We start from the raw sequence: 19,704 nt of genomic DNA, 5'->3' as shown, positions 1-19,704 counted from the left end.
CGGGGTGCGGCGGGCGGAGGAGTTCGAGGCGCTGCGGCCACTGCTGTTCTCGATCGCCTACCGCGTCCTCGGCAGTGTGAGCGAGGCGGAGGACGCGGTACAGGAGACGTGGCTGCGCTACCAGCGGTCGGCGACGGACCCCGCGTCCACCAAGGCGTTCCTGTCCGCCGTCGTCACCCGGGTCTCGATCGACGTGCTGCGTTCGGCGCGGGTACGGCGGGAGGCGTACGTCGGTCCGTGGTTCCCCGAGCCGCTGCTCGACGACCCCTACGAGGACCCGGAGCGCTCGGCCGAGCTGGCCGACTCGGTGTCCACGGCGGCCCTGCTGCTGCTGGAGCGGCTCAGCCCTCTGGAGCGTGCGGTGTTCGTGCTGCGGGAGGTGTTCGGCTTCGGCTTCGCGGACGTCGCGTCGGCGGTGGGCCGCTCGCCGGCGGCGTGCCGCCAGCTCGCGCTGCGGGCACGCCGCCACATGGACGCGGGCCGTACCCGCTTCACGGCCGACCTGCGGGAACGCGAGGAACTCGCCGGGCGCTTCTTCGACGCCTTCCGTGAGGGCGATGTGGACGGGCTGCGGGAGTTGCTCGCCGCCGACGCCCGGGTCCTCGGCGACAGCGGCGGCAAGGCTCCCCGCTGGGGCGCGGGCGTCTCGGGCGCCGACCGGGTGGCCCGGCTGCTCGCGGCGCTCCGGCCGCCGTTCACCAGGATCGGCGGCATCGTGGAGCCACGCCGTCTCAACGGACAGCCGGGCGCGGTCTTCCGGGACCGGGAGGGCCGGGTCGTCAACACGTGGACCCTGGACGTCCACGGCGGCCGGATCCAGACCATCCGCACCGTCATCAACCCCGACAAGCTGGCGCATGTGGGACCGGTGGCGGACGCGTGGGCGGTCCTGCGAGAGGCAGGGCTGACGCGGCGGCCGGGCTGAACGGGGTGGATGTGCCGGACGGCGAGTGCGAGGCGGGGGCGGGCCGGGCGGGAAGCGGGGCGGTGCCGGGGACCCGGCTCCGATGGTCGCGGGTACTGCCCGCTTCCCGGCCCCGACGGTCCCCCCGGCAGCATCCGGCCTCCTGGCCTCGATGGCCCGGGTGCCGTCACACGCCAGGTGGTCAGGGCCACCGAAGAGCCGGGACCGAGCGGGCCGGACGGGTGGGACCCGACAGCGACATCGGCGCGGGAGCCCGGCGCGGCGTGGCCGGCGGGCACGGTGGTTCCGCGGCCGGGGGGTCCGCACGGGTGGGTCAGTCGCCGAAGCCGCCGCCGAAGCCGTCTCCCCCGCCGAAGTCGCCGCCGTCACCGAAGCCGCCGCCGAAGTCGCCGGGGTCGAAGTCGGTGCCGGAGACGTCGCCGCCCTGGTAGTCGGTGCCGCCGAAGTCGCCGTAGCCGGCGCCGTAGTCGGCGGCGTAGGAGGGGGTGGACATCATGTTGCCCAGCAGGGTGCCGAAGAGGAGGCCGGGGAGGATGCCGCCGCCGAAGTAGCCGCCCGCCCAGGGGCCGTAGGCGGGGCCGGCGTCCCAGTAGGGGCGGCGGCCGTACTCCGTGTCGACCTCGCGGACCACGGGGTCGCGGCCGTCGGCGAGACGGGTGGCGTCGGCGGCGCAGACCGGCACCTCGCGCGGGGCACCGCCGGGCGGGGTCCAGGTGGCGTCGGTGACCGAGGGGCCGTGGCGGGGGTCGAAGAAGCACGGCGGACGGCGCTCGGGCAGCGGGCGGCGCTCACGCCGGGCCGCCAGCTGGGCGAGGGAGAACCGGCCGTCCTCCAGCGCCTCGGTGACCGGGCAGACGTCCTCCGGCCTGACCGCCTCGGCCATCCGCCGCTTGGCCGTCTCGTAGGCGTCCAGCGCGCGCTCGTAGTCGCCGCGCATCGCGTCGTCCGCGCCGGGTTCCGCCGGGTGGAAGTCGAGCCGGTCGAGTTCCTCGCCGAAGGCGGTGATGTCCTCGTCCACCACCACCCGCAGCCGGTCCAGCGCGGCCCGCTGCTCCTCCGCACGCCGTCGCCGGCCCCGCCGCACGAGCGCGTACGCGCCCGCGCCGCCCGCCAGCAGCACCGCGGCGACCGCGATCAGACCCGCGGCGGACCCGCCCCCGCCGCCCCCGCCGCCTCCGCCGTGCCAGCTGCGCGGGGCGTGGCCGCCCATGTTGGCCAGGGCGCGGTCGGTGAAGTCGGTGAGCTGCGCCTTGGTGTCCTCGCCGCGGACGCTGCCGACCAGGTTCTGCCGGGCGGTCGGCGACATGACGGACGCGTCGGCGCGGGCGTCGAAGCGGTCGCCGAGCCGGATGCCGTACAGGCCGGTGATGCCGGTGGCGGCGCGCAGGTCGCGGAAGAGGTTCGCGGTGGGGTAGCCCGCCGGGAGGACGGCGACGAACAGCGGTTTGTCCGCGTCCTTGATCCGTTTCGCGAGCGCGTCGGCGTCCGCCCGCGACAGTTGGCCGGCCGCGGCCGGGTCGACGTAGACCGGGCCGGAGCGCAGGGCGCGGGCGATCGTGGAGATGCCGGTGTCCGCGCTCGCCGCGGGGGCGAACAGGGTCGCCAGGACCAGGACGAGCACGGCCGGCAGCAGGACGGGGAGGCTTCGGCTCCGCGGGACGGCCTTCATGTCTCGACGCTACCCGAAGCCTCCCCCGAGGGGTGATCCGGGACGGTCCGGTCAGGCCGCCCGGTACGCCTGCGCCAGCTTCTCCACCGCCTTACCGTAGTGGCCGGTCAGCAGCAGATGGTCCGCGTCGGCGAACGGCTTCGCGACGGCCGCCGTCATCCGCTGACCCGCCTTCTGCTGGACGAGCAGCCGGGCCTGGGTGACCAGGTCCCGCCCGGTCCGCTGATCCCCGCGCCGCTCGGCCGCCGCCGCCCGCGCGGCCAGCGACTTCAGGGTGCCCGCGCCGCCGTGCGGGACGGCGGTGCGGGTGGTCAGGCCCCACCCGTAGGGGAACTGGGGGTCGTAGGACGCGTCGCCCACGTTGATCGGGAGCTGCGCCTCGGACTTCGGCCAGGTGACCGGGAGCTGCCCGGTGAAGGGCCGGGCGCCGTAGAGGACGTCGGCGACGCCCTCGCCCTCGGTGCCGGGCAGCCAGGAGGCCACCAGGGAGTCGATCTCGCCGAGCCGGTCGCCGATGAGCTGGGGCCGGCCGGAGACGATCAGCACCACGCACTTCATCGCGCCGCACACCTTGTCCACGGCCGCCTGGTCGGCCGCCGAAAGGGACAGGGAGTGCCCGTTGCCGACGTCGCCGACGCCCTCGGCGTACGGGGTCTCGCCGACGACGACCACGCCGACGTCGTACCCGCCGGTCGGCGCGGAGGCGTCCTTGGAGTACGTGACGTCGCCGCCCGCCTCGCGCATGCCCTGGAGGACGGTGGTGCCGGGCTCGGTGTCGCCCGAGGCGCCCTGCCAGGTGAGGGTCCAGCCGCCGGTCTGGTTGCCGATGTCGTCGGCGTTGGACCCGGCCACGTACACCTTCTCGCTCTTCTTCAGCGGCAGCAGCCCGCCGCTGTTCTTCAGCAGCACCTGCGACTCGGCGGCCGCCTCGCGGGCGACGGCGCGGTGGGCCGGGGAGCCGATGGCCGCGGCGCCGCTGGTGTCGGCGTAGGGGTGCTCGAACAGGCCCAGCTCGAACTTCTCCTTGAGGATGCGGGAGACGGCGTCGTCGATCCGCGCCTCGCTGACCCGGCCCGCCTTCACGTCGTCGACGAGCGTGCCGCTGAAGTCCTTGTAGGAGTACGGCACCATCATCATGTCGACGCCCGCGTTCACGGCCGTGCTGACGTGGTCGGCGTAGTCGCCGGGGAGCTGGTCGATGGCGTTCCAGTCGCTGATGACGAAGCCGTCGAAGCCCATCCGTCCCTTCAGCTCGCCGTTGATCATGTCGCCGCGGGCGTGCATCCTGACCGCGCCCTTGCCGTCGCCGGTGATGTCGAGCGAGGAGAACGACGGCATGACCGTGCCGATGCCGCGCCGCACGGCGGTCTTGTACGGCGCCAGGTGGATGTCCTCCAGCTGCTGCCGGGTGACGGTGGTGACGCCCTGGTCGATGGTGTAGCCGCCGGTGGTGGAGGAGCCGTAGGCCGTGCCGCCGTCGCCGACGAAGTGCTTGGCGGTGGCGAGGACCTTGTCGTCGCGGCTCAGCTGCCTGCCGTCCGCGCTTCCCTGGAGGCCCTGGATCACCGTCTCCATGGACTCCACGAGGGCGGGGTCCTCGCCGAAGGACTCGTAGGCGCGGCCCCAGCGTTCGTCACGGCTCACGCACAGGCAGGGCGCGAAGTCCCAGGGGACGCCGGTCGCGCGCACCTCGGCCGCGGTCACGGCGGCGGTCCGCTCGGCGAGCCGGGGGTTCCTGGTCGCGCCGATGCCGATGTTGTGCGGCATGACCGTGGCACCGTAGAGGTTGTTGTGGCCGTGCACCGCGTCCACGCCGTAGATCAGCGGGATCTGGAACCTCGTCGCCTGTGCCTGGAGCTGGAAGCCGTCGATCATCCGCGCCCAGCCCTCGGGGGTGTTGGGCGTGGGCGTGGAGCCGCCGCCGGACAGCAGCGAGCCGAGGTCGTACGAGGCGATGTCGCCCGGCGTGGTCAGGCCCGCGCGCTCGGCCTGGGTCATCTGCCCGGCCTTCTCCGCGAGGGACATCCGGGACAGCAGGTCGGCGACCCGCTTCTGCACCGGCAGCTTCGGGTTCAGGTACGGCAGTCCGTGCGCGTCGATGACGATCTGCGGGGTCTGGTCCGGTGCCTTGGCGCCGTCGACCGTGAGCCGGAGCGGGACGGTCTCGGCGGACTCGGCGGCCCTGTCCTCGCGGGTGGGCACGCTGACGGTCCGCGTGCTGCCGGACGGCGTGCCCGCCGGGAAGGTGAGGGTGCCGGAGACCGGGGTGTAGTCCTGGCCCGCGGTGGCGGTGCCGCCGGCGGTGGTGTAGGTGACGGTCACCGGTTCGTCCACGGGCTGTTCGCCGGTGGTGGCCAGGGTGACCCGGACCTTGGCGGTGGCTCCCTCGGTCACCGGGTAGACGGGCGCGTCGGTGGTGACGGAGGCGCGCAGCGTCTGGTCGGCCTTGCCGTACAACTCCACGTCGTCCATGGCGAATTCGCCCTTGAGGCCGGCCGGGAGCGTGACGGAGTAGCCCCACATGCGGGTGAGGCCGAGGACGTGGTCGATGCCGCCGACGGGCTGGTAGTCGGTGCGGTAGGTGAAGTCGCGGAAGGGGATCTCGATCTGCTTCCAGCCGGTGAAGTCGTCGGTGAAGGAGGTCGTCCACAGCTCGGACGCCTCGCCGTTGGCACCGCCGTCCTTGATCTCGAAGGCGACCTTCCCGCCGTTGTCGTGCCCCTCCCACCAGAAGCGGATGCCCTGGTGGGCCGACCAGTCGTGGGCGGGCTGGTCGGCGGCGAAGTCATGGGTGAATCCGCCGTAGCCGCTGATGTCGTAGGTGCCGCTGAGCACCTTGGCGCCCTCGGGGGCGTCGGCGCGGTCGGCGAGGCGCAGCGTGGGCGGGTCGTCGGTGTCGCCGCCCCACGTGAAGATGCCGTCGGCGGGCTGGGACGCGAACGGCACCTCGCCCTCGAAGCGGTCGACGGGTACCGGTGGTGGATCGTCGGCGGCGTGCGCCGCGGCGGACAACGGCAGCAGGGCGGCGAGCAGGGCCCCGGGGACGAGCAGGGCGGTTCTTGGCCTTGGCATGGACCTTCCCTCGGCTCTCATGGTTCACTCATGGCTTAGCTCACGGCGTGAGTTAACTGACGGCACACCAACTCGTCAAGACCGCACGTCAGTTGCACCCTCCCCGCACACGCCCGCTTGGTCGACCCGAGAGGAAGGGCGACGCACATGAGGAGAACCCCCCGCGCACTCCGGCTGCTGCTGGCCGGGCTGCTCTCCGCCGCCGGCTTCACCGCGGCCGTACCCCCCGCGCACGCCGCCGGTGAGCAGGTCACGGCCTGGCTCACCACCACCGACGACTCCGCCGGACGCCATGTCGTGCGCGGTCTGGAGGCACAGGCGCCGTTCGCCTTCCAGTCCGGTACGGGAGGCGGCGGCACCGAGATCACCGTGGACGAGAACACCCGCTACCAGACCTTCACCGGGGGCGGCGCCTCGTTCACCGACACCGCGGCCTGGCTGCTGAACAGCAGCGGCGCGCTGTCCCAGGCGACCCGGGACGCGACGATGCGCAAGCTGTTCTCACCGACCGACGGCATCGGCCTGTCGTTCCTGCGCAACCCGATGGGCGCCTCGGACCTCGCGCGGTACGGCTACACGTACGACGACGTGCCGTCCGGGCAGAGCGACCCGGAGCTGAGCCGGTTCTCGATCTCCCACGACCTCGCGGACGTCGTGCCGCTCACCCGGCAGGCGCTCCAGCTGAATCCGTCGCTGACCGTGATGGCCTCGCCCTGGACCGCCCCGGCCTGGATGAAGGACAGCGGCTCGCTCAACGGCGGCTGGCTGAAGGCGGAGGACTACGGCGCCTACGCCTCGTACTTCGTCAAGTACCTCCGGGCGTACCGTGACCAGGGCGTCGACGTCTCGTACGTGACCCCGCAGAACGAACCCACCTGCTGCTCCGGTTACCCGTCGATGAGCTGGAACGCGAGCGGGCTCGCCTACTTCCTCAGGAACGACCTGCTGCCGCAGCTCCGGTCGGCCGGCCTGAGCACCAAGGTCCTGGCCCACGACTGGAACTGGGACAGCTACGACGCCTACGCCGCCGAGTCCGTGGACGACCCCGCGATCCGCGACCACCCCAACTTCGGCGGCATCGCCTGGCACGGCTACGGCGGCGACGTCTCCGAGCAGACGACGGTCCACGCCGAGTACCCGTCCCTGGACGCCTTCGGCACCGAGCACTCCGGCGGCACCTGGATCGCCGACCAGCAGCACGAGGACATGGCGAACATCATCGACTACACCCGCAACTGGGCGAAGTCGGTGACCAAGTGGTCGCTGGCCGTGGACCAGGACATGGGCCCGCACAACGGCGGTTGCGGCACCTGCACCGGTCTGGTCACCGTGCACGACGGGGACGCGAGGAGCGGGAGCGTGGACTACACCGTCGAGTACTACGACATGGGCCAGCTGACCAGGTTCGTCCGGCCCGGCGCCCAGCGGATCGCCTCCACCGCGTCCACGACCGTGCCCAACGTGGCCTGGCGCAACCCGGACGGCAGCAAGGCGCTGATCGCCTACAACGGCTCCGCCTCCGCCCGGACCGTCACCCTCGACTGGGGCTCGGAACACGCCACTTACTCGCTGCCCGGCAAGACCTCCGCCACCTTCACCTGGTCCGGCACCCAGTCCGGCGGCGGAGCCACCAGCGGCGCCTTCGTGGGCCTGGCCGGCAAGTGCCTGGACGTGGCCGGCGCGTCGAGCGCGAACGGCACCGCCGTACAGCTCTACGACTGCAACGGCACCGCCGCCCAGCAGTGGACCGTCCGGCCCGACGGCTCCGTCGAGGCGCTCGGCAAATGCCTGGACGTCACCTCCGGCTCGACGGCCGACGGCGCCAAGGTGCAGCTCTACGACTGCAACGGCACCGGCGCCCAGCAGTGGTCGTACGACGCCACCACCCATGACGTGGTGAACCTCGCCGCGAACAAGTGCCTGGACGTCACGGACGGCTCCTCGGCCAACGGGGCCCGCGCCCAGATCTGGTCCTGCACGGGAGCCGCCAACCAGAAGTGGCAGCTGCGGTGACGAGCGGCCCAGGGTCGGCCGGGGGACGATGAAGGGGCCCGGCGTCCCCCAGCCGGTTCGTCCCCAGCCGGCTCGCACCCAGCCGGTTCATCGCTCGCCGAGGGAGCGGATCATGCGCGAGTTCCTGGTCGAGATCACCACCTCCGTGCCCGAGGGCACCACGCAGGAGCAGGTCGCCGAGCGGCGGGCCGCCGAGGCGGTACGTGCCCGGGAGCTGGCGGCCACCGGTCATCTCGTCCGGCTGTGGCGCCCGGTCGGCGAGACGCGCAGCATCGGGGTGTGGCGTGCGGCCGACGAGGCCGAGCTGGATGAGAAGGTGCTCGGTACGCTTCCGCTGCGGCCCTGGATGAGCCTCACCGTCACCCCGCTGGAGTCCCATCCGAACGACCCGGGCCGCGTCTGACGCCCCGGCGACCTGGAGCCCCCATGACCACACCGCAGGACCTGTTCCTCGTCAGCGTGGACGTCCCCGGCGAGCGCCCCGTGGAGCAGGGCGATCTGTCGCTGGCCCTCGCGGGGGCCGAGCTGGTCGACCTGCTCGGGACGCGGGCGCTCACCCTGGACGGCGAGCGCATCGTGCCCGGTCCGGTGCTGACCACCGGTGACCGGATGCTGGACGAGGCGGGCGCGGCACTCGTCCGGCAGGAGCCGTACGAGACGGTCGAGGACTGGTTGTGGCGGCGGGGGCGCGGGCTCGCCGCGGCCTATCACGACGCGCTGGACACCGCGGGACAGCTCACCGGCGAGCGGCGGCGCTGGCTGCCCCGGCGCGGCGGGGACGAGGTCCGGGCCGACACGCCCGCTCGGCGGCACGCGGCCGACCGCTGGTGGTCCCACGAGCCCGTGCTGACCGCCCTCGCCGTGCCGCTGGGCATCGGCGAGGACCGTACGGACGGCAACGAGAACACCGACGACGCGGTCCTCACCGTGCTGGCCGCCGTCGGCGACGCGGTCACCGAGCTGACGGCCGTGCGGGAACGGCGGCGGATCGAGAACGTCGCCTTCGACAACATCTGGCGGGCGCCCTGAGCGTCGTGGGACCGGGCGCCGCACCGCCGTACCGTCTGACCCGCCCTACTCGGCCGGTTCCACGCCCGCCCGCAGCAGGCCGTACGTGTACGCGTCCTCCAGCGCCTGCCACGACGCGGCGATGACGTTGTCCGCGACACCCACCGTGGACCACTCGCCGGAGCCGTCGGAGGTGGAGATGAGGACCCGGGTGGTGGAGGACGTGCCGTGGCGTCCCTCCAGGATGCGGACGCGGTAGTCGACCAGTTCCAGGCCCGCGAGCTGCGGGTAGATCTTCTCCAGGGCGACGCGCAGGGCGCGGTCGAGGGCGTTGACCGGGCCGTTGCCCTCGGCGGTGGCGACGATGCGCTCGCTCTTGGCCCACAGCTTGACGGTGGCCTCGTTGGCGTGGCTGCCGTCGGGGCGGTCCTCGACGATCGCCCGCCAGGACTCCACGTCGAAGTACTTCAGCGCCCTGCCCTCGACCTCGCCGCGCAGCAGCAGCTCGAAGGAGGCGTCGGCGGCCTCGTAGGTATAGCCCTTCAGCTCGCGCTCCTTGACGCGGGCCACCACCCGGCCGATCAGCTCGCGGTCGCCGCCGAGGTCGACGCCGAGTTCCTTGCCCTTGAGCTCGACGGAGGCGCGGCCCGCCATGTCGGAGACCAGCATCCGCATGGTGTTGCCGACCAGCGCGGGGTCGATGTGCTGGTACAGGTCCGGGTCGACCTTGATCGCGGAGGCGTGCAGCCCGGCCTTGTGCGCGAAGGCGGACACACCCACGTACGGCTGGTGAGTGGAGGGCGTGAGGTTGACGACCTCGGCGATGGCGTGCGAGATGCGGGTCATCTCGCGCAGCCGGCCCTCGGGAAGCACCTTCCGGCCGTACTTCAGCTCCATGGCGGCGACCACGGGGAACAGGTTGGCGTTGCCGACGCGCTCGCCGTACCCGTTGGCCGTGCACTGCACGTGGGTGGCGCCGCCGTCGACGGCGGCCAGCGTGTTGGCGACCGCGCAGCCGGTGTCGTCCTGGGCGTGGATGCCGAGCCGGGCGCCGGTGTCGGCGAGCACCGTGGCGACGATCGCGTGCACCTGGGCGGGCAGCATGCCGCCGTTGGTGTCGCACAGCACGACCACGTCGGCGCCGGCCTCCGCGGCGGCGCGTACGACGGCCTTGGCGTACTCGGGGTTCGCGCGGTAGCCGTCGAAGAAGTGCTCGCAGTCCACGAAGACCCGGCGGCCCTGCTCCCGCAGGTAGGACACGGTGTCGCGGACCATCTCCAGGTTCTCGTCCAGCGTGGTGCGCAGCGCCATCTCGACATGGCGGTCGTGCGACTTGGCGACCAGCGTGATCACGGGCGCGCCGGACGCGAGCAGCGCCCTGACCTGGGGGTCGTCGGCTGCCTTGGCACCCGCGCGGCGGGTGGCGCCGAAGGCGACCAGCTGGGCGTGCCGGAAGTCGATCTCGTTCTTGGCACGGGCGAAGAACTCGGTGTCGCGCGGGTTGGCGCCGGGCCAGCCGCCCTCGATGAAGCCGACGCCGAAGTCGTCCAGGTGCCGGGCGATGGCGAGCTTGTCCGCGACGGTGAGGTTGATGCCCTCGCGCTGCGCGCCGTCACGCAGCGTGGTGTCGAAGACGTGGAACGAGTCGTCGAGCTCGCTGGTTGCCGTCTCGGTCATGGTCTCAAGCTCCTGTTGTGGATCTTCGGTCTTACCGGAATGACCGGCTCCACCGTCCCCCCAATACTCCCCCGCGCTCGGTTCACGGCTGAAGGTGGGCCGTAAAACGAAAAAACCCCTCGCGGATGCGAGAGGTCTGCGCGCGGGTCGAGGACGACGGTGGCCACCCGCACCTGTTCGTACGAGATGGTCACTGCGGACCGGCGCGCCTGCTGCCAATAATCGTGGCGAACGTAAGCACGGGGGCAGTCTCGCACAGCGACGCCCCCGGCTCACCGTCCGTCTCAGGATGCGGTCGTCACGCTGGACTCCCCCGCACCGATCGACCCCCGTGTTCCGGCCAGATCCAGGTCCTTCGTCTCCCGCATGGTGACGTACACCACGAGCGACACGGCGGCACATCCCGCGACGTACCAGAAGAATCCGGACTCGACCCCGGCGTTCTTGAACCACAGGGCGACGTATTCGGCGGTGCCGCCGAAGAGGGCGTTGGCGAGGGCGTAGGGCAGGGCGACGCCCAAGGCGCGGACACTCGTCGGGAACAGTTCCGCCTTCACGCAGGCGTTGATCGAGGTGTAACCGGTGACGATCACCAGGGCGAGCAGGGAGAGGCCGAGCGCGGGCCAGTAACCGCCGGCGTGCCGCAGGAGCTTCATGATCGGCACGGTCAGGACGGTGGAGCCGACGGCGAAGGTGATCAGCAGCGGCCGCCGGCCGATCCGGTCCGACAGGGCACCGGCGAGCGGCTGGAGCCCGGCGAAGACGATCAGCGCGGTGAAGGAGACGAGGGTGGCGGTGTCCTTGGACAGACCCGCCGAGTTGGAGAGGTACTTGGTCAGATAGGTGGTGTACGTGTAGTACGCCACCGTGCCGCCCATGGTGAGCGCGACGACGAGGAACGCCTCGCGCCGGTGCCGCCACAGGGCGCGCAGCGTGCCGCGCTCCTCGGCGGCCGAGGCGTCCTCGTCGTACACCTCGCTCTCCAGCATGTTCCGGCGCAGGTAGAAGACGACGGCCGCGCCGAGGGCGCCGACGACGAACGGGATGCGCCAGCCGTAGCTGTGCAGGGCCGTGTCGGACATGGTGCGCTGGAGGACGATCTGGAGGCCGAGGCCGATGATCTGGCCGACGGTCATGGACACGTACTGGAAGCTGGAGGCGAAGCCGCGCCGCTTCGGGTCGGTGGCCTCGGTGAGGTAGGTGGCGCTGGCCGCGTACTCGCCGCCCACCGACAGGCCCTGGAGGAGGCGGGCGACGAGCAGTACGAGGGCGCCGCCGTACCCCGCGACCGCGTACGTGGGCGCGACGGCGATCAGCACCGCCGAGGCCGACATCAGCGTGACGGTCAGCGTCAGCGCCGCCTTGCGGCCCCGGCGGTCACCCACCCGGCCCAGCAGCCATCCCCCGACGGGCCGCATGAAGAACCCGACGGCGAAGATCCCGGCGGTGTTCATCAACTGCGCGGTGGGGTTCCCACTCGGGAAGAACACCCCGGCGAAGTAGGTGGCGAAGCTGGCGTACACGAACCAGTCGAACCACTCGACCATGTTCCCCGCCGAGCCGACCCAGATCTTCTTCCAGTGTTGGAGTCCCATGGCCGGTTACCTGCCCGGTGCCGGAGTGGACGATTCCTTCACACCGCCAGGCCCTCGTCGAGGAACTCCCTTACATGGGCGATCACTTGCTCCCGGTCGGCCCCCCGCAGCCCGATGGCGACGTGGATCGAGAACCCGTCGAGCAGCGCGCGCGTCCGCGTGGCGAAGCGGTCCGCGTCGACCCCCCGGAACTCGCCCCGCGAGATCCCCTCGGCGATCAGCGCGACGAGGTCCCGGTGCCAGGCCCCCTCGATCGCGGCCTGGCGGGCCCGCGCGTCCTCGTCGGCGTTCTGCGAGCGGTTCCAGACCTCCAGCCACAGGGTCCAGTGCGGATCGCGGTGGCCCTCGGGCACGTACAGGTCGACGTACGCCTCAAGCCGTTCCCGCGCCGAGCCCGCGCCCGCGAGCAGCCGGCCGCGCGAGGCCCCGAGCCGGCCCTCGCTCCACTCCAGGGTCTGGAGCAGCAGCTCGTCCTTGGAGCGGAAGTAGTAGAGGAGGTGCCCGCTGCTCATCCCGACCTCGCGGCCGAGCGCCGCCATCGTGAGCTTCTCCAGGCCGCGCTCGGCGATCATGCCCATGGCCGTGGCGAGCAGGTCCTCCCGGGGCGGGGCGGGGGTGCGCCGGCGCGGCGCGGAACCCTCGCTCATGCGGGCACCATCCGTACGGCGTCGGGCAGGAAGTGCGTCTCGTACGGCCCGTTGCACTCGGCGAACAGCGTCGCCACCGGCGCCCCGCACCCGGGGCACAGGAAGTTGGGCCCCTGCCGGCCGGTGGGCCCGCAGCACCCGGAGTCCTGGCAGTCGTCGTCGCCCACCAGGTGGCCGCGGGTGTCCTCGGGGTGGACCACCAGGGTGTCCCGGGGCCCGGCCGACATGAGGAAGCCCGGCCCGTCGGGGTCCGCGACGGCGACGCCGGGCACCGCGGCCCCGGCCCACTCCGGGTCCGGGTGCGGCACGAACGGCGCCCCCGACGGCTCGGGGTCCACCGCGCAGGTCCCGCGCGGCACGGTGGAGGGCGCCTGCCGGGACCCGTCGGCGTTCCTGCGGCCGCTGGACTCGGGGCGCTCGGGCAACTGGGGCAACAACCGGACCGGCTCGGAGAGACGACGGCCGCAGCCCGCACAGACCAGGACGTTCACCCGTATGTTCTACCCGACCCGGGACCCGGACGGCTGCCGGGCCGCCGATTCCCCGGCGCCCGGGGGCCGCCCCCGCGTCCAGATCACCCGGACGGCCATCCGGTCGAACCGCCAGCCGTCGCCCGTGCGCGCGAGTCCGGCCTCGAAGAGACCGCCCACCCGGAACAGCGTGCCGTCGTGGTGGACGTGGACCATCAGGGCGTTCCAGGAGGCCCGTGCCGCCGTGGCGCCCGCCTCGGCGACGATGCCGGAGGCGAGGTGCTGCGTACGGTCGTACCGTCCGAGCGCCTCCTCGGTGGCCCGGACGGCCGCCGCGCCCTCGGACGTCCCCAGCGGGGTCTCCATCCGCGCGTCTTCGGTGAGCAGGCCGTCCGTCCAGCCGGGTGTGAACTCCCGCGCGTCCAGGGCCCGGAAGAACCGGTGGACGAGCCCCTCGATCTCTGTCTGATCCGTCTGCGTGGTCATGGCGTCAGCCTCCGCCCTCAAGCGGACTCGAGGTCAAGCCCGGCGCGACCGCGGCTGCTGCTGCGTGATGCAGTGGATGCCCCCGCCGGCCGCGAAGATCCGCCGGGCGTCGACCGGCGTGACGGTGCGGTCGGGGAAGAGGCGGCCGAAGATGCCGGCGGCGGTCTCGTCGCGGGGGTCGTCGAAGGCGCACAGGACGACGCCGTCGTTGCACAGGTAGTGGTTGATGTAGGAGTAGTCGACCCAGTGGCCGTCGGCCTCCAGGACGGTCGGCGCGGGCACCTCCACGACCTCCAGGGCACGGCCGCGGGCGTCGGTCGCCGACCGGAGCAGGCCGATGACCTCCCGGGTGACCTCGTGGTCGGGGTGGGCCGGGTCCGGCTGGGAGTGGGCGACGACGACGCCGGGGCGGGCGAAGGCGGCGACGATGTCGACGTGGCCGAGGGTGCCGTAGCCGAAGGGCGGGTAGTCCGCGGTCAGGCCGCGCGGCAGCCAGATCGCCTTGCTGGTGCCGAGGTGGGCGTGGATCTCCGCCTCGACCCGTTCCTTCGTCCAGTGCGGGTTGCGCTCGGGGCCGAGCTGCACGCTCTCGGTGAGCAGCACGGTCCCCTCGCCGTCGACGTGGATCCCGCCGCCCTCGTTGACCAGCCGCGAGGTGTACGTCTTCGCGCCCGCGAGGTCGGACACGTACGCGCCGATCTTCGCGTCGTGCTCCCAGCGGGCCCAGTCCTGGGCGCCCCAGCCGTTGAACGTCCAGTCCACGGCGGCGAGTCCACCCCGGTCGTCGGTGAGGAAGGTGGGGCCGATGTCGCGCATCCAGGCGTCGTCGAGGTCGCGCTCCACGGTGTCGATCCCGGGGCCGAGCAGCGCCCGCGCCTCGGCCGACCGGCCGGGACCGCAGACCACCGTGACCGGTTCGAAGCGGCGGATCGCGCGGGCGACCGAGGCCCAGGCGCGCCGGGAGGCGGCCAGGCCGTCGCCGTCGTCGAAGGTGGGGTTGGGTCCCGGCCACGCCATCCAGGTGCGCTCGTGCGGGGTCCACTCGGCGGGCATGCGGAAGCCGTCGGCGGCGGGAGTGGTCATCGTCGCGGGTCCTTGTCCTTGGATAGCCAACGTCACAGGAAATAGAGGCGGTTGAGGGAGACCGAGTCGGCGGGCGCCGAGCGCAGCGGGTCGCCGTCGAGGGTGACCAGGCCGGTGCGCCGGTCGACGTCGACCGCTCCGGTACGGGTGTTCAGCCGCAGGTCGGCGGGGCCGATGCCCCGGGTGCCCCGCACGGCGACCCGGCGGCGGCGCGTCGGCATGGTGTCGTCGCCCTGGTCCACGGCCGCCCGAGCGACGAAGGCGACGGAGAGGTCGGCCGCCGTCGCGCCGTACGCCCCGAACTGCGGGCCGAGGACGAGGGGTTCGCAGGTGTCGGTGGCCGCGTTGGGGTCGCCGACGACACCGTACGCCGGGAAGCCGGCCTTGAGGACGAGCTGCGGTTTGGCGCCGAAGTACTCGGGGCGCCAGAGCACGATGTCGGCGAGCTTGCCGACCTCGATGGAGCCGACCTCGTGCGACAGGCCGTGCGCGATGGCGGGGTTGATGGTCAGCTTGGCGAGGTAGCGCAGCACGCGGGCGTTGTCGTCGCCCTCGCCGTCGCCCTCCAGCGGGCCCAGCTCGGCCTTCATCTTCCCGGCCATGGCGAACGTGCGCCGCACCGTCTCCCCCGCGCGGCCCATGCCCTGGGCGTCGGAGGAGGTGATGCCGATCGCGCCCAGGTCGTGCAGCACGTCCTCGGCGCCCATGGTGCCGGCCCGGATGCGGTCGCGGGCCATGGCGGCGTCGCCGGGCAGGTCGGGCTTGAGGTCGTGGACGGAGACGATCATGCCGTAGTGCTCGGCGACCGCGTCCCGGCCGAACGGCAGGGTGGGGTTGGTGGAGGAGCCGATGACGTTCGGGACGCCCGCCATCTTCAGCACGTTGGGGACGTGTCCGCCGCCGCAGCCCTCGATGTGGAAGGCGTGGATGGTGCGCCCCTCCAGCACCCTCAGGGTGTCCTCGACCGACAGGCACTCGTTCAACCCGTCGCTGTGCAGGGCGACCTGGACGTCGTGCTCCTCGGCGACCCGCAGCGCGGTGTCCAGGGCGCGGGTGTGGGCGCCCATATCCTCGTGCACCTTGAAGCCGCTCGCCCCGCCCTCGGCCAGCGCCTCGATCAGCGGCGCCTCGTGCGAGGACGAACCCCGGCCGAGGAAGCCGATGTTGACCGGCCAGGCGTCGAAGGCGCGGAAGGCGTGGCGCAGTGCCCAGGGGGAGTTGACGCCGACGCCCCACACCGGGCCGAACTCCTGCCCGATGACCGTGGTCACGCCGGAGGCGAGCGATGCCTCCATGATGCGCGGCGACAGCAGGTGGACGTGGGTGTCGACGGCGCCCGCGGTGGCGATCAGGCCCTCACCGGAGACGATCGAGGTGCCGGTGCCGACGACGACGTCCACCCCGTCGAGGGTGTCCGGGTTGCCCGCCCGGCCGATCGCGCTGACGCGGCCCTCGCGGATGCCGATGGACACCTTGCGGATGCCCTGCACCGCGTCGATCACGACGACGTTGCTGATCACCACGTCACAGGTCGCGCGCACGCCGGCGGCCTTCAGGTGCAGTCCGTCGCGGGCCGTCTTGCCGAACCCCGCGAGGAACTCGTCGCCGTACCGCTGGGCGTCGGACTCGACGCGGATGGTCAGGCCCGAGTCGCCGAGGCGTACGCGGTCGCCCGCGCGGGGGCCGTGGGTGGCGGCGTAGGCACGCGGGTCCACGTGGATCGCCCGGCTGACCTCGCGTCCCTTGGAACGGCTCATCGCTCCCGCCCCTTCTCCTCGTCGCCCGCGACCCCCAGGTATCCGCAGGCCGCGGCCCTGCGCAGGGCCTCCTCCCGCGCGCCCGGCGCGTCCAGCGGCCCGTCCACCAGCCCGGCGAAGCCGATGGCGACACGCCCGCCGCCGATCGGCACCAGACCGACCTCCTCGCTGTCCCCGGGCCCGAAGCGCACGGAGGAGCCGGCGGGCACGGCCAGCCGCATGCCGTAGGCGGCCGCGCGGTCGAAGGACAGGCGCGGGTTGGCCTCGAAGAAGTGGAAGTGGGAGGTGACGGAGACCGGGACGGTCGCGGTGTTGGTGACGGTGAGCCGGAGCACCGGCTCGGGGTCGGTGTGCCCGGGGCCGGGCAGCAGCGCGCCGGGGGCGTCCGCGCCCAGTCCGCCGCCGATGGGGTCGGCGACCACCGCGAGCCGGGAACCGTCGTCGAAGACGGCCTCGACCATCACCTCGGTCACCACGTCGGCGACGCCCGGCAGCACGTCCTCGGGACCGAGCACGCCGCGGGCCGCCTCGATCGCCTCCGCGAGCCGTCTGCCGTCCCGGGCGGCCTCGCAGACGGTGTCCGCGATGAGCGCGGTCGCCTCCGGCACGTTCAGCCTCAGACCGCGGGCGCGGCGGGCACGGGCCAGCTCGGCGGCACCGAAGAGCAGCAGCCGGTCACGTTCCGTGGGGGTCAGTCGCACGGCCCGGCACCTCCTTACCTGATCGCACTTTAGAGCAGCACTCTAAACGTGGAGACCGGATAAGAGAAGGGCTCAACGATCTATCGGGACGTGACGGATGGAACACCGCTCCAAAAAGCGGAGGGCCGTCGCGGACTCCCGGGAGGGAGTCCGCGACGGCCCTGTGCGATGCCGCCCGGCCGTCAGCCGACCTTGTGCATCCAGCCGTGCTTGTCCTCGGTCATGCCCCGCTGGACGCTGAGCAGGGCCTCGCGCAGGCGCATGGTGACCTCGCCGGGGGTGCCGTCGCCGTGGGTCCACTCGTCGGTCTTGGTCTTGACGTGGCCGACCGGGGTGACGACGGCCGCGGTGCCGCAGGCGAAGACCTCGGTGAGGGCGCCGGAGGCGGCGTCCGCGCGCCACTGCTCCAGGGTGACCACGCCCTCCTCGGCCTGGTAGCCGAGGTCACGGGCGACCTGGAGGAGGGAGTCGCGGGTGATGCCCTCCAGGATGGAGCCGGTCAGCGCGGGGGTGACGATCTTGTCGCCGTAGACGAAGGCGACGTTCATGCTGCCGCTCTCCTCGACCCTGGTGCGGGTGACCGCGTCGAGGTAGACGACCTGGTCGCAGCCGTGCGCGGCGGCCTCGGCCTGCGGGAGCAGGGAGGCGGCGTAGTTGCCGCCGGTCTTGGCGTCGCCGGTGCCGCCGGGGACGGCGCGGACGTGGTCCTCGGCGACCCAGATGGTGACGGGCTGGACGCCGCCGGAGAAGTAGGCGCCGGACGGGGAGGCGATCAGCAGGAACATGTACTCGTTGGCCGGGTGCACGCCGAGCGCGGCCTCGGTGGCGATCATGAAGGGGCGCAGGTAGAGGGCAGCCTCGCCGCCGTGCGGCGGGACCCAGTCGGCGTCCTGGACGAGCAGCGCGTCCAGGGCCGCGATGAACAGGTCCTCGGGCAGCTCGGCCATGGCCATGCGGCGGGCGGAGTTGCGGAAGCGGCGGGCGTTCGCCTCGGGGCGGAACAGCGCGATCGAGCCGTCGGGCTGGCGGTAGGCCTTCAGTCCCTCGAAGATCTCCTGGCCGTAGTGCAGCACCTGGGTGGAGGGGTCGAGGGAGATCGGGCCGTACGGCACGAGCTGGGCATCGTGCCAGCCGCGGCCCTCGGTCCACCGGATCGTCACCATGTGGTCGGTGAAGTGGCGGCCGAACCCTGGGTTGGCCAGGATCGCCTCGCGCTCGGCGGCGGCGAGGGGGGTGGCAGAGGGCTTGAGCTCGATCGTGGGCGTCGTCATGAGTGATTGTCCTTCACCGGTTGTTTGTGACGGGCCGCGCTCACGCCTGACACCGGCTGGCGGCCGGTGCTCGGACGTCCGAGCTTTCCCTCATACCGCGGCTCCGCGTTCGATTATCGCGCGCGGGCCCCGGCGGACGGAATCGGGTGGCGACGGCCCAGGGGTCGTGGGGGCGGCCCGGGGCGATGTTTTCACCCGGCGGAGACATGCGGAAGCCGCCGGGCGGTCATGCGACCCGGCGGCTTCTTTCGGATGGAGCGCCGGGTCAGCCGGCTACTCGGGAGGCGAGCGCGTCGCCGATCTCGGAGGTGCTCCGGGCGGGCTTGTCCGCGCGCTCGGTGAGGTCGGCGGTGACCGCCGCGTCGATGCGGTCGGCCTCGGCGTCGTAACCGAGGTGACGCAGCAGCAGGGCGACGGAGAGGACGGTGGCCGTGGGGTCGGCCTTGCCCTGTCCGGCGATGTCCGGGGCCGAGCCGTGCACCGGCTCGAACATGGACGGGAACTCGCGGCCGGGGTTGATGTTGCCGGAGGCGGCCACGCCGATGCCGCCGGAGACGGCCGCGGCGAGGTCGGTGATGATGTCGCCGAACAGGTTGTCGGTGACGATCACGTCGAAGCGCTCGGGCTGGGTGACCAGGAAGATGGTCGCCGCGTCGACGTGCAGGTAGTCGGTGCTGACCTCGGGGTACTCCTGGGCGACCTTGTTGAAGATGTCGGTCCACAGGTGGCCGGCGAAGGTCAGCACGTTGTTCTTGTGGACCAGCGTCAGCTTCTTGCGCGGGCGGGCCTGGGCGCGGGCGAAGGCGTCCCGGACGACGCGCTCGACGCCGTACGCCGTGTTGACGGACACCTCGGTGGCGACCTCGTGAGCGGTGCCCTTGCGGATGGTGCCGCCGTTGCCGGTGTACGGGCCTTCCGTGCCCTCGCGGACGACGACGAAGTCGATCTCCGGCTGCCCGGCGAGCGGGGTGGCCACGCCCGGGAGGAGCTTGCTGGGCCGGAGGTTGACGTGGTGGTCGAAGGCGAAGCGGAGCTTGAGCAGGAAGCCGCGCTCCAGGACCCCGGAGGGCACCGACGGGTCGCCGATGGCGCCGAGCAGGATGGCGTCGTGCCGCTTCAGCTGCGCGAGGTCCGCGTCGGTGAGGGTCTCACCGGTGGCGTGGTAGCGCTTGGCACCGAAGTCGTACTCCTGGGTCTCCAGCTTCACATCCTGCGGAAGGACGGCGGAGAGGACCTTCAGACCCTCGGCCACGACCTCCTGGCCGATGCCGTCACCGGGGATCACTGCGAGATTGATGCTGCGAGACATGCGGGCACCCTACTCCTCGTC

Annotated in this window: 16 protein-coding genes; 4 read left to right on the top strand and 12 right to left on the bottom strand. The window is 72.5% G+C overall.

Features of this window, described 5'->3' with window-relative positions:
• The first annotated feature begins 4 nt into the window (after window positions 1-4).
• On the top strand, window positions 5-925 hold the full coding sequence (locus tag QSK45_RS23830) for an RNA polymerase sigma-70 factor (RefSeq protein ID WP_285560487.1): 921 nt from the start codon (window positions 5-7) through the stop codon (window positions 923-925).
• Between the two features lie 313 nt (window positions 926-1,238).
• Here the strand turns inward: QSK45_RS23830 and QSK45_RS23825 are convergent, their stop codons facing one another.
• The gene (locus QSK45_RS23825; RefSeq protein WP_285560124.1) at window positions 1,239-2,594 is read right to left on the bottom strand and encodes a hypothetical protein; all 1,356 of its coding nucleotides are present in this window, start codon (window positions 2,592-2,594) and stop codon (window positions 1,239-1,241) included.
• Between the two features lie 51 nt (window positions 2,595-2,645).
• The gene (locus QSK45_RS23820) at window positions 2,646-5,666 is read right to left on the bottom strand and encodes a glycoside hydrolase family 3 protein (protein WP_285560122.1); all 3,021 of its coding nucleotides are present in this window, start codon (window positions 5,664-5,666) and stop codon (window positions 2,646-2,648) included.
• Between the two features lie 147 nt (window positions 5,667-5,813).
• Here QSK45_RS23820 and QSK45_RS23815 point away from each other — a divergent pair, with 147 nt between their 5' ends.
• From QSK45_RS23815 to QSK45_RS23805, 3 genes are all read left to right on the top strand, one after another.
• A complete protein-coding gene (locus QSK45_RS23815) occupies window positions 5,814-7,679 on the top strand; it encodes a ricin-type beta-trefoil lectin domain protein (protein ID WP_285560120.1) in 1,866 nt (621 codons plus the stop codon).
• Between the two features lie 112 nt (window positions 7,680-7,791).
• Window positions 7,792-8,082, top strand: a complete 291-nt coding sequence (locus tag QSK45_RS23810) for a muconolactone Delta-isomerase family protein (RefSeq protein ID WP_285560118.1) — start codon at window positions 7,792-7,794, stop codon at window positions 8,080-8,082.
• Between the two features lie 23 nt (window positions 8,083-8,105).
• On the top strand, window positions 8,106-8,708 hold the full coding sequence (locus tag QSK45_RS23805) for a GOLPH3/VPS74 family protein (RefSeq protein WP_285560117.1): 603 nt from the start codon (window positions 8,106-8,108) through the stop codon (window positions 8,706-8,708).
• 45 nt (window positions 8,709-8,753) lie between these two features.
• Here the strand turns inward: QSK45_RS23805 and cimA are convergent, their stop codons facing one another.
• The 10 genes from cimA to QSK45_RS23755 all read right to left on the bottom strand — a co-directional run bounded on the left by cimA (window position 8,754) and on the right by QSK45_RS23755 (window position 19,683).
• Window positions 8,754-10,364: a citramalate synthase gene (gene cimA, locus QSK45_RS23800; protein ID WP_285560115.1), complete on the bottom strand. Its 1,611-nt coding sequence runs from the start codon at window positions 10,362-10,364 to the stop codon at window positions 8,754-8,756.
• Window positions 10,365-10,648: 284 nt separating this feature from the next.
• Window positions 10,649-11,959, bottom strand: coding sequence for an MFS transporter (locus tag QSK45_RS23795; protein ID WP_285560113.1), 1,311 nt, complete (start codon window positions 11,957-11,959; stop codon window positions 10,649-10,651).
• Window positions 11,960-11,997: 38 nt separating this feature from the next.
• On the bottom strand, window positions 11,998-12,606 hold the full coding sequence (locus QSK45_RS23790) for a TetR/AcrR family transcriptional regulator (protein WP_285560112.1): 609 nt from the start codon (window positions 12,604-12,606) through the stop codon (window positions 11,998-12,000).
• Window positions 12,603-13,097, bottom strand: a complete 495-nt coding sequence (locus tag QSK45_RS23785) for a hypothetical protein (protein WP_285560111.1) — start codon at window positions 13,095-13,097, stop codon at window positions 12,603-12,605. The genes QSK45_RS23790 and QSK45_RS23785 overlap by 4 nt, the downstream gene beginning before the upstream one ends.
• A gap of 9 nt (window positions 13,098-13,106) precedes the next feature.
• Complete coding sequence (locus tag QSK45_RS23780; RefSeq protein WP_285560109.1) at window positions 13,107-13,562, bottom strand: nuclear transport factor 2 family protein; 456 nt, start codon at window positions 13,560-13,562, stop codon at window positions 13,107-13,109.
• 33 nt (window positions 13,563-13,595) lie between these two features.
• Window positions 13,596-14,645, bottom strand: coding sequence for an agmatine deiminase family protein (locus QSK45_RS23775; protein WP_285560107.1), 1,050 nt, complete (start codon window positions 14,643-14,645; stop codon window positions 13,596-13,598).
• A 32-nt stretch (window positions 14,646-14,677) separates the two neighbouring features.
• The gene (locus QSK45_RS23770) at window positions 14,678-16,402 is read right to left on the bottom strand and encodes an urease subunit alpha (RefSeq protein ID WP_285560105.1); all 1,725 of its coding nucleotides are present in this window, start codon (window positions 16,400-16,402) and stop codon (window positions 14,678-14,680) included.
• On the bottom strand, window positions 16,399-17,103 hold the full coding sequence (gene ureA / locus QSK45_RS23765) for an urease subunit gamma (RefSeq protein WP_285560103.1): 705 nt from the start codon (window positions 17,101-17,103) through the stop codon (window positions 16,399-16,401). The genes QSK45_RS23770 and ureA overlap by 4 nt, the downstream gene beginning before the upstream one ends.
• Before the next feature lie 182 nt (window positions 17,104-17,285).
• Window positions 17,286-18,374, bottom strand: a complete 1,089-nt coding sequence (locus QSK45_RS23760) for a branched-chain amino acid aminotransferase (RefSeq protein ID WP_285560101.1) — start codon at window positions 18,372-18,374, stop codon at window positions 17,286-17,288.
• Window positions 18,375-18,639: 265 nt separating this feature from the next.
• Window positions 18,640-19,683 carry a 3-isopropylmalate dehydrogenase gene (locus QSK45_RS23755; protein WP_285560099.1) on the bottom strand — a complete coding sequence of 348 codons (1,044 nt, stop codon included), beginning with the start codon at window positions 19,681-19,683 and terminating at the stop codon, window positions 18,640-18,642.
• Window positions 19,684-19,704: the final 21 nt, after the last annotated feature.

The organism is Streptomyces hygroscopicus subsp. hygroscopicus (assembly GCF_030269125.1).
Lineage (GTDB): Bacteria > Actinomycetota > Actinomycetes > Streptomycetales > Streptomycetaceae > Streptomyces > Streptomyces hygroscopicus_C.
Note: the sequence above shows the minus strand (reverse complement) of the source record. Positions and strands in the feature narration are given on the sequence as shown.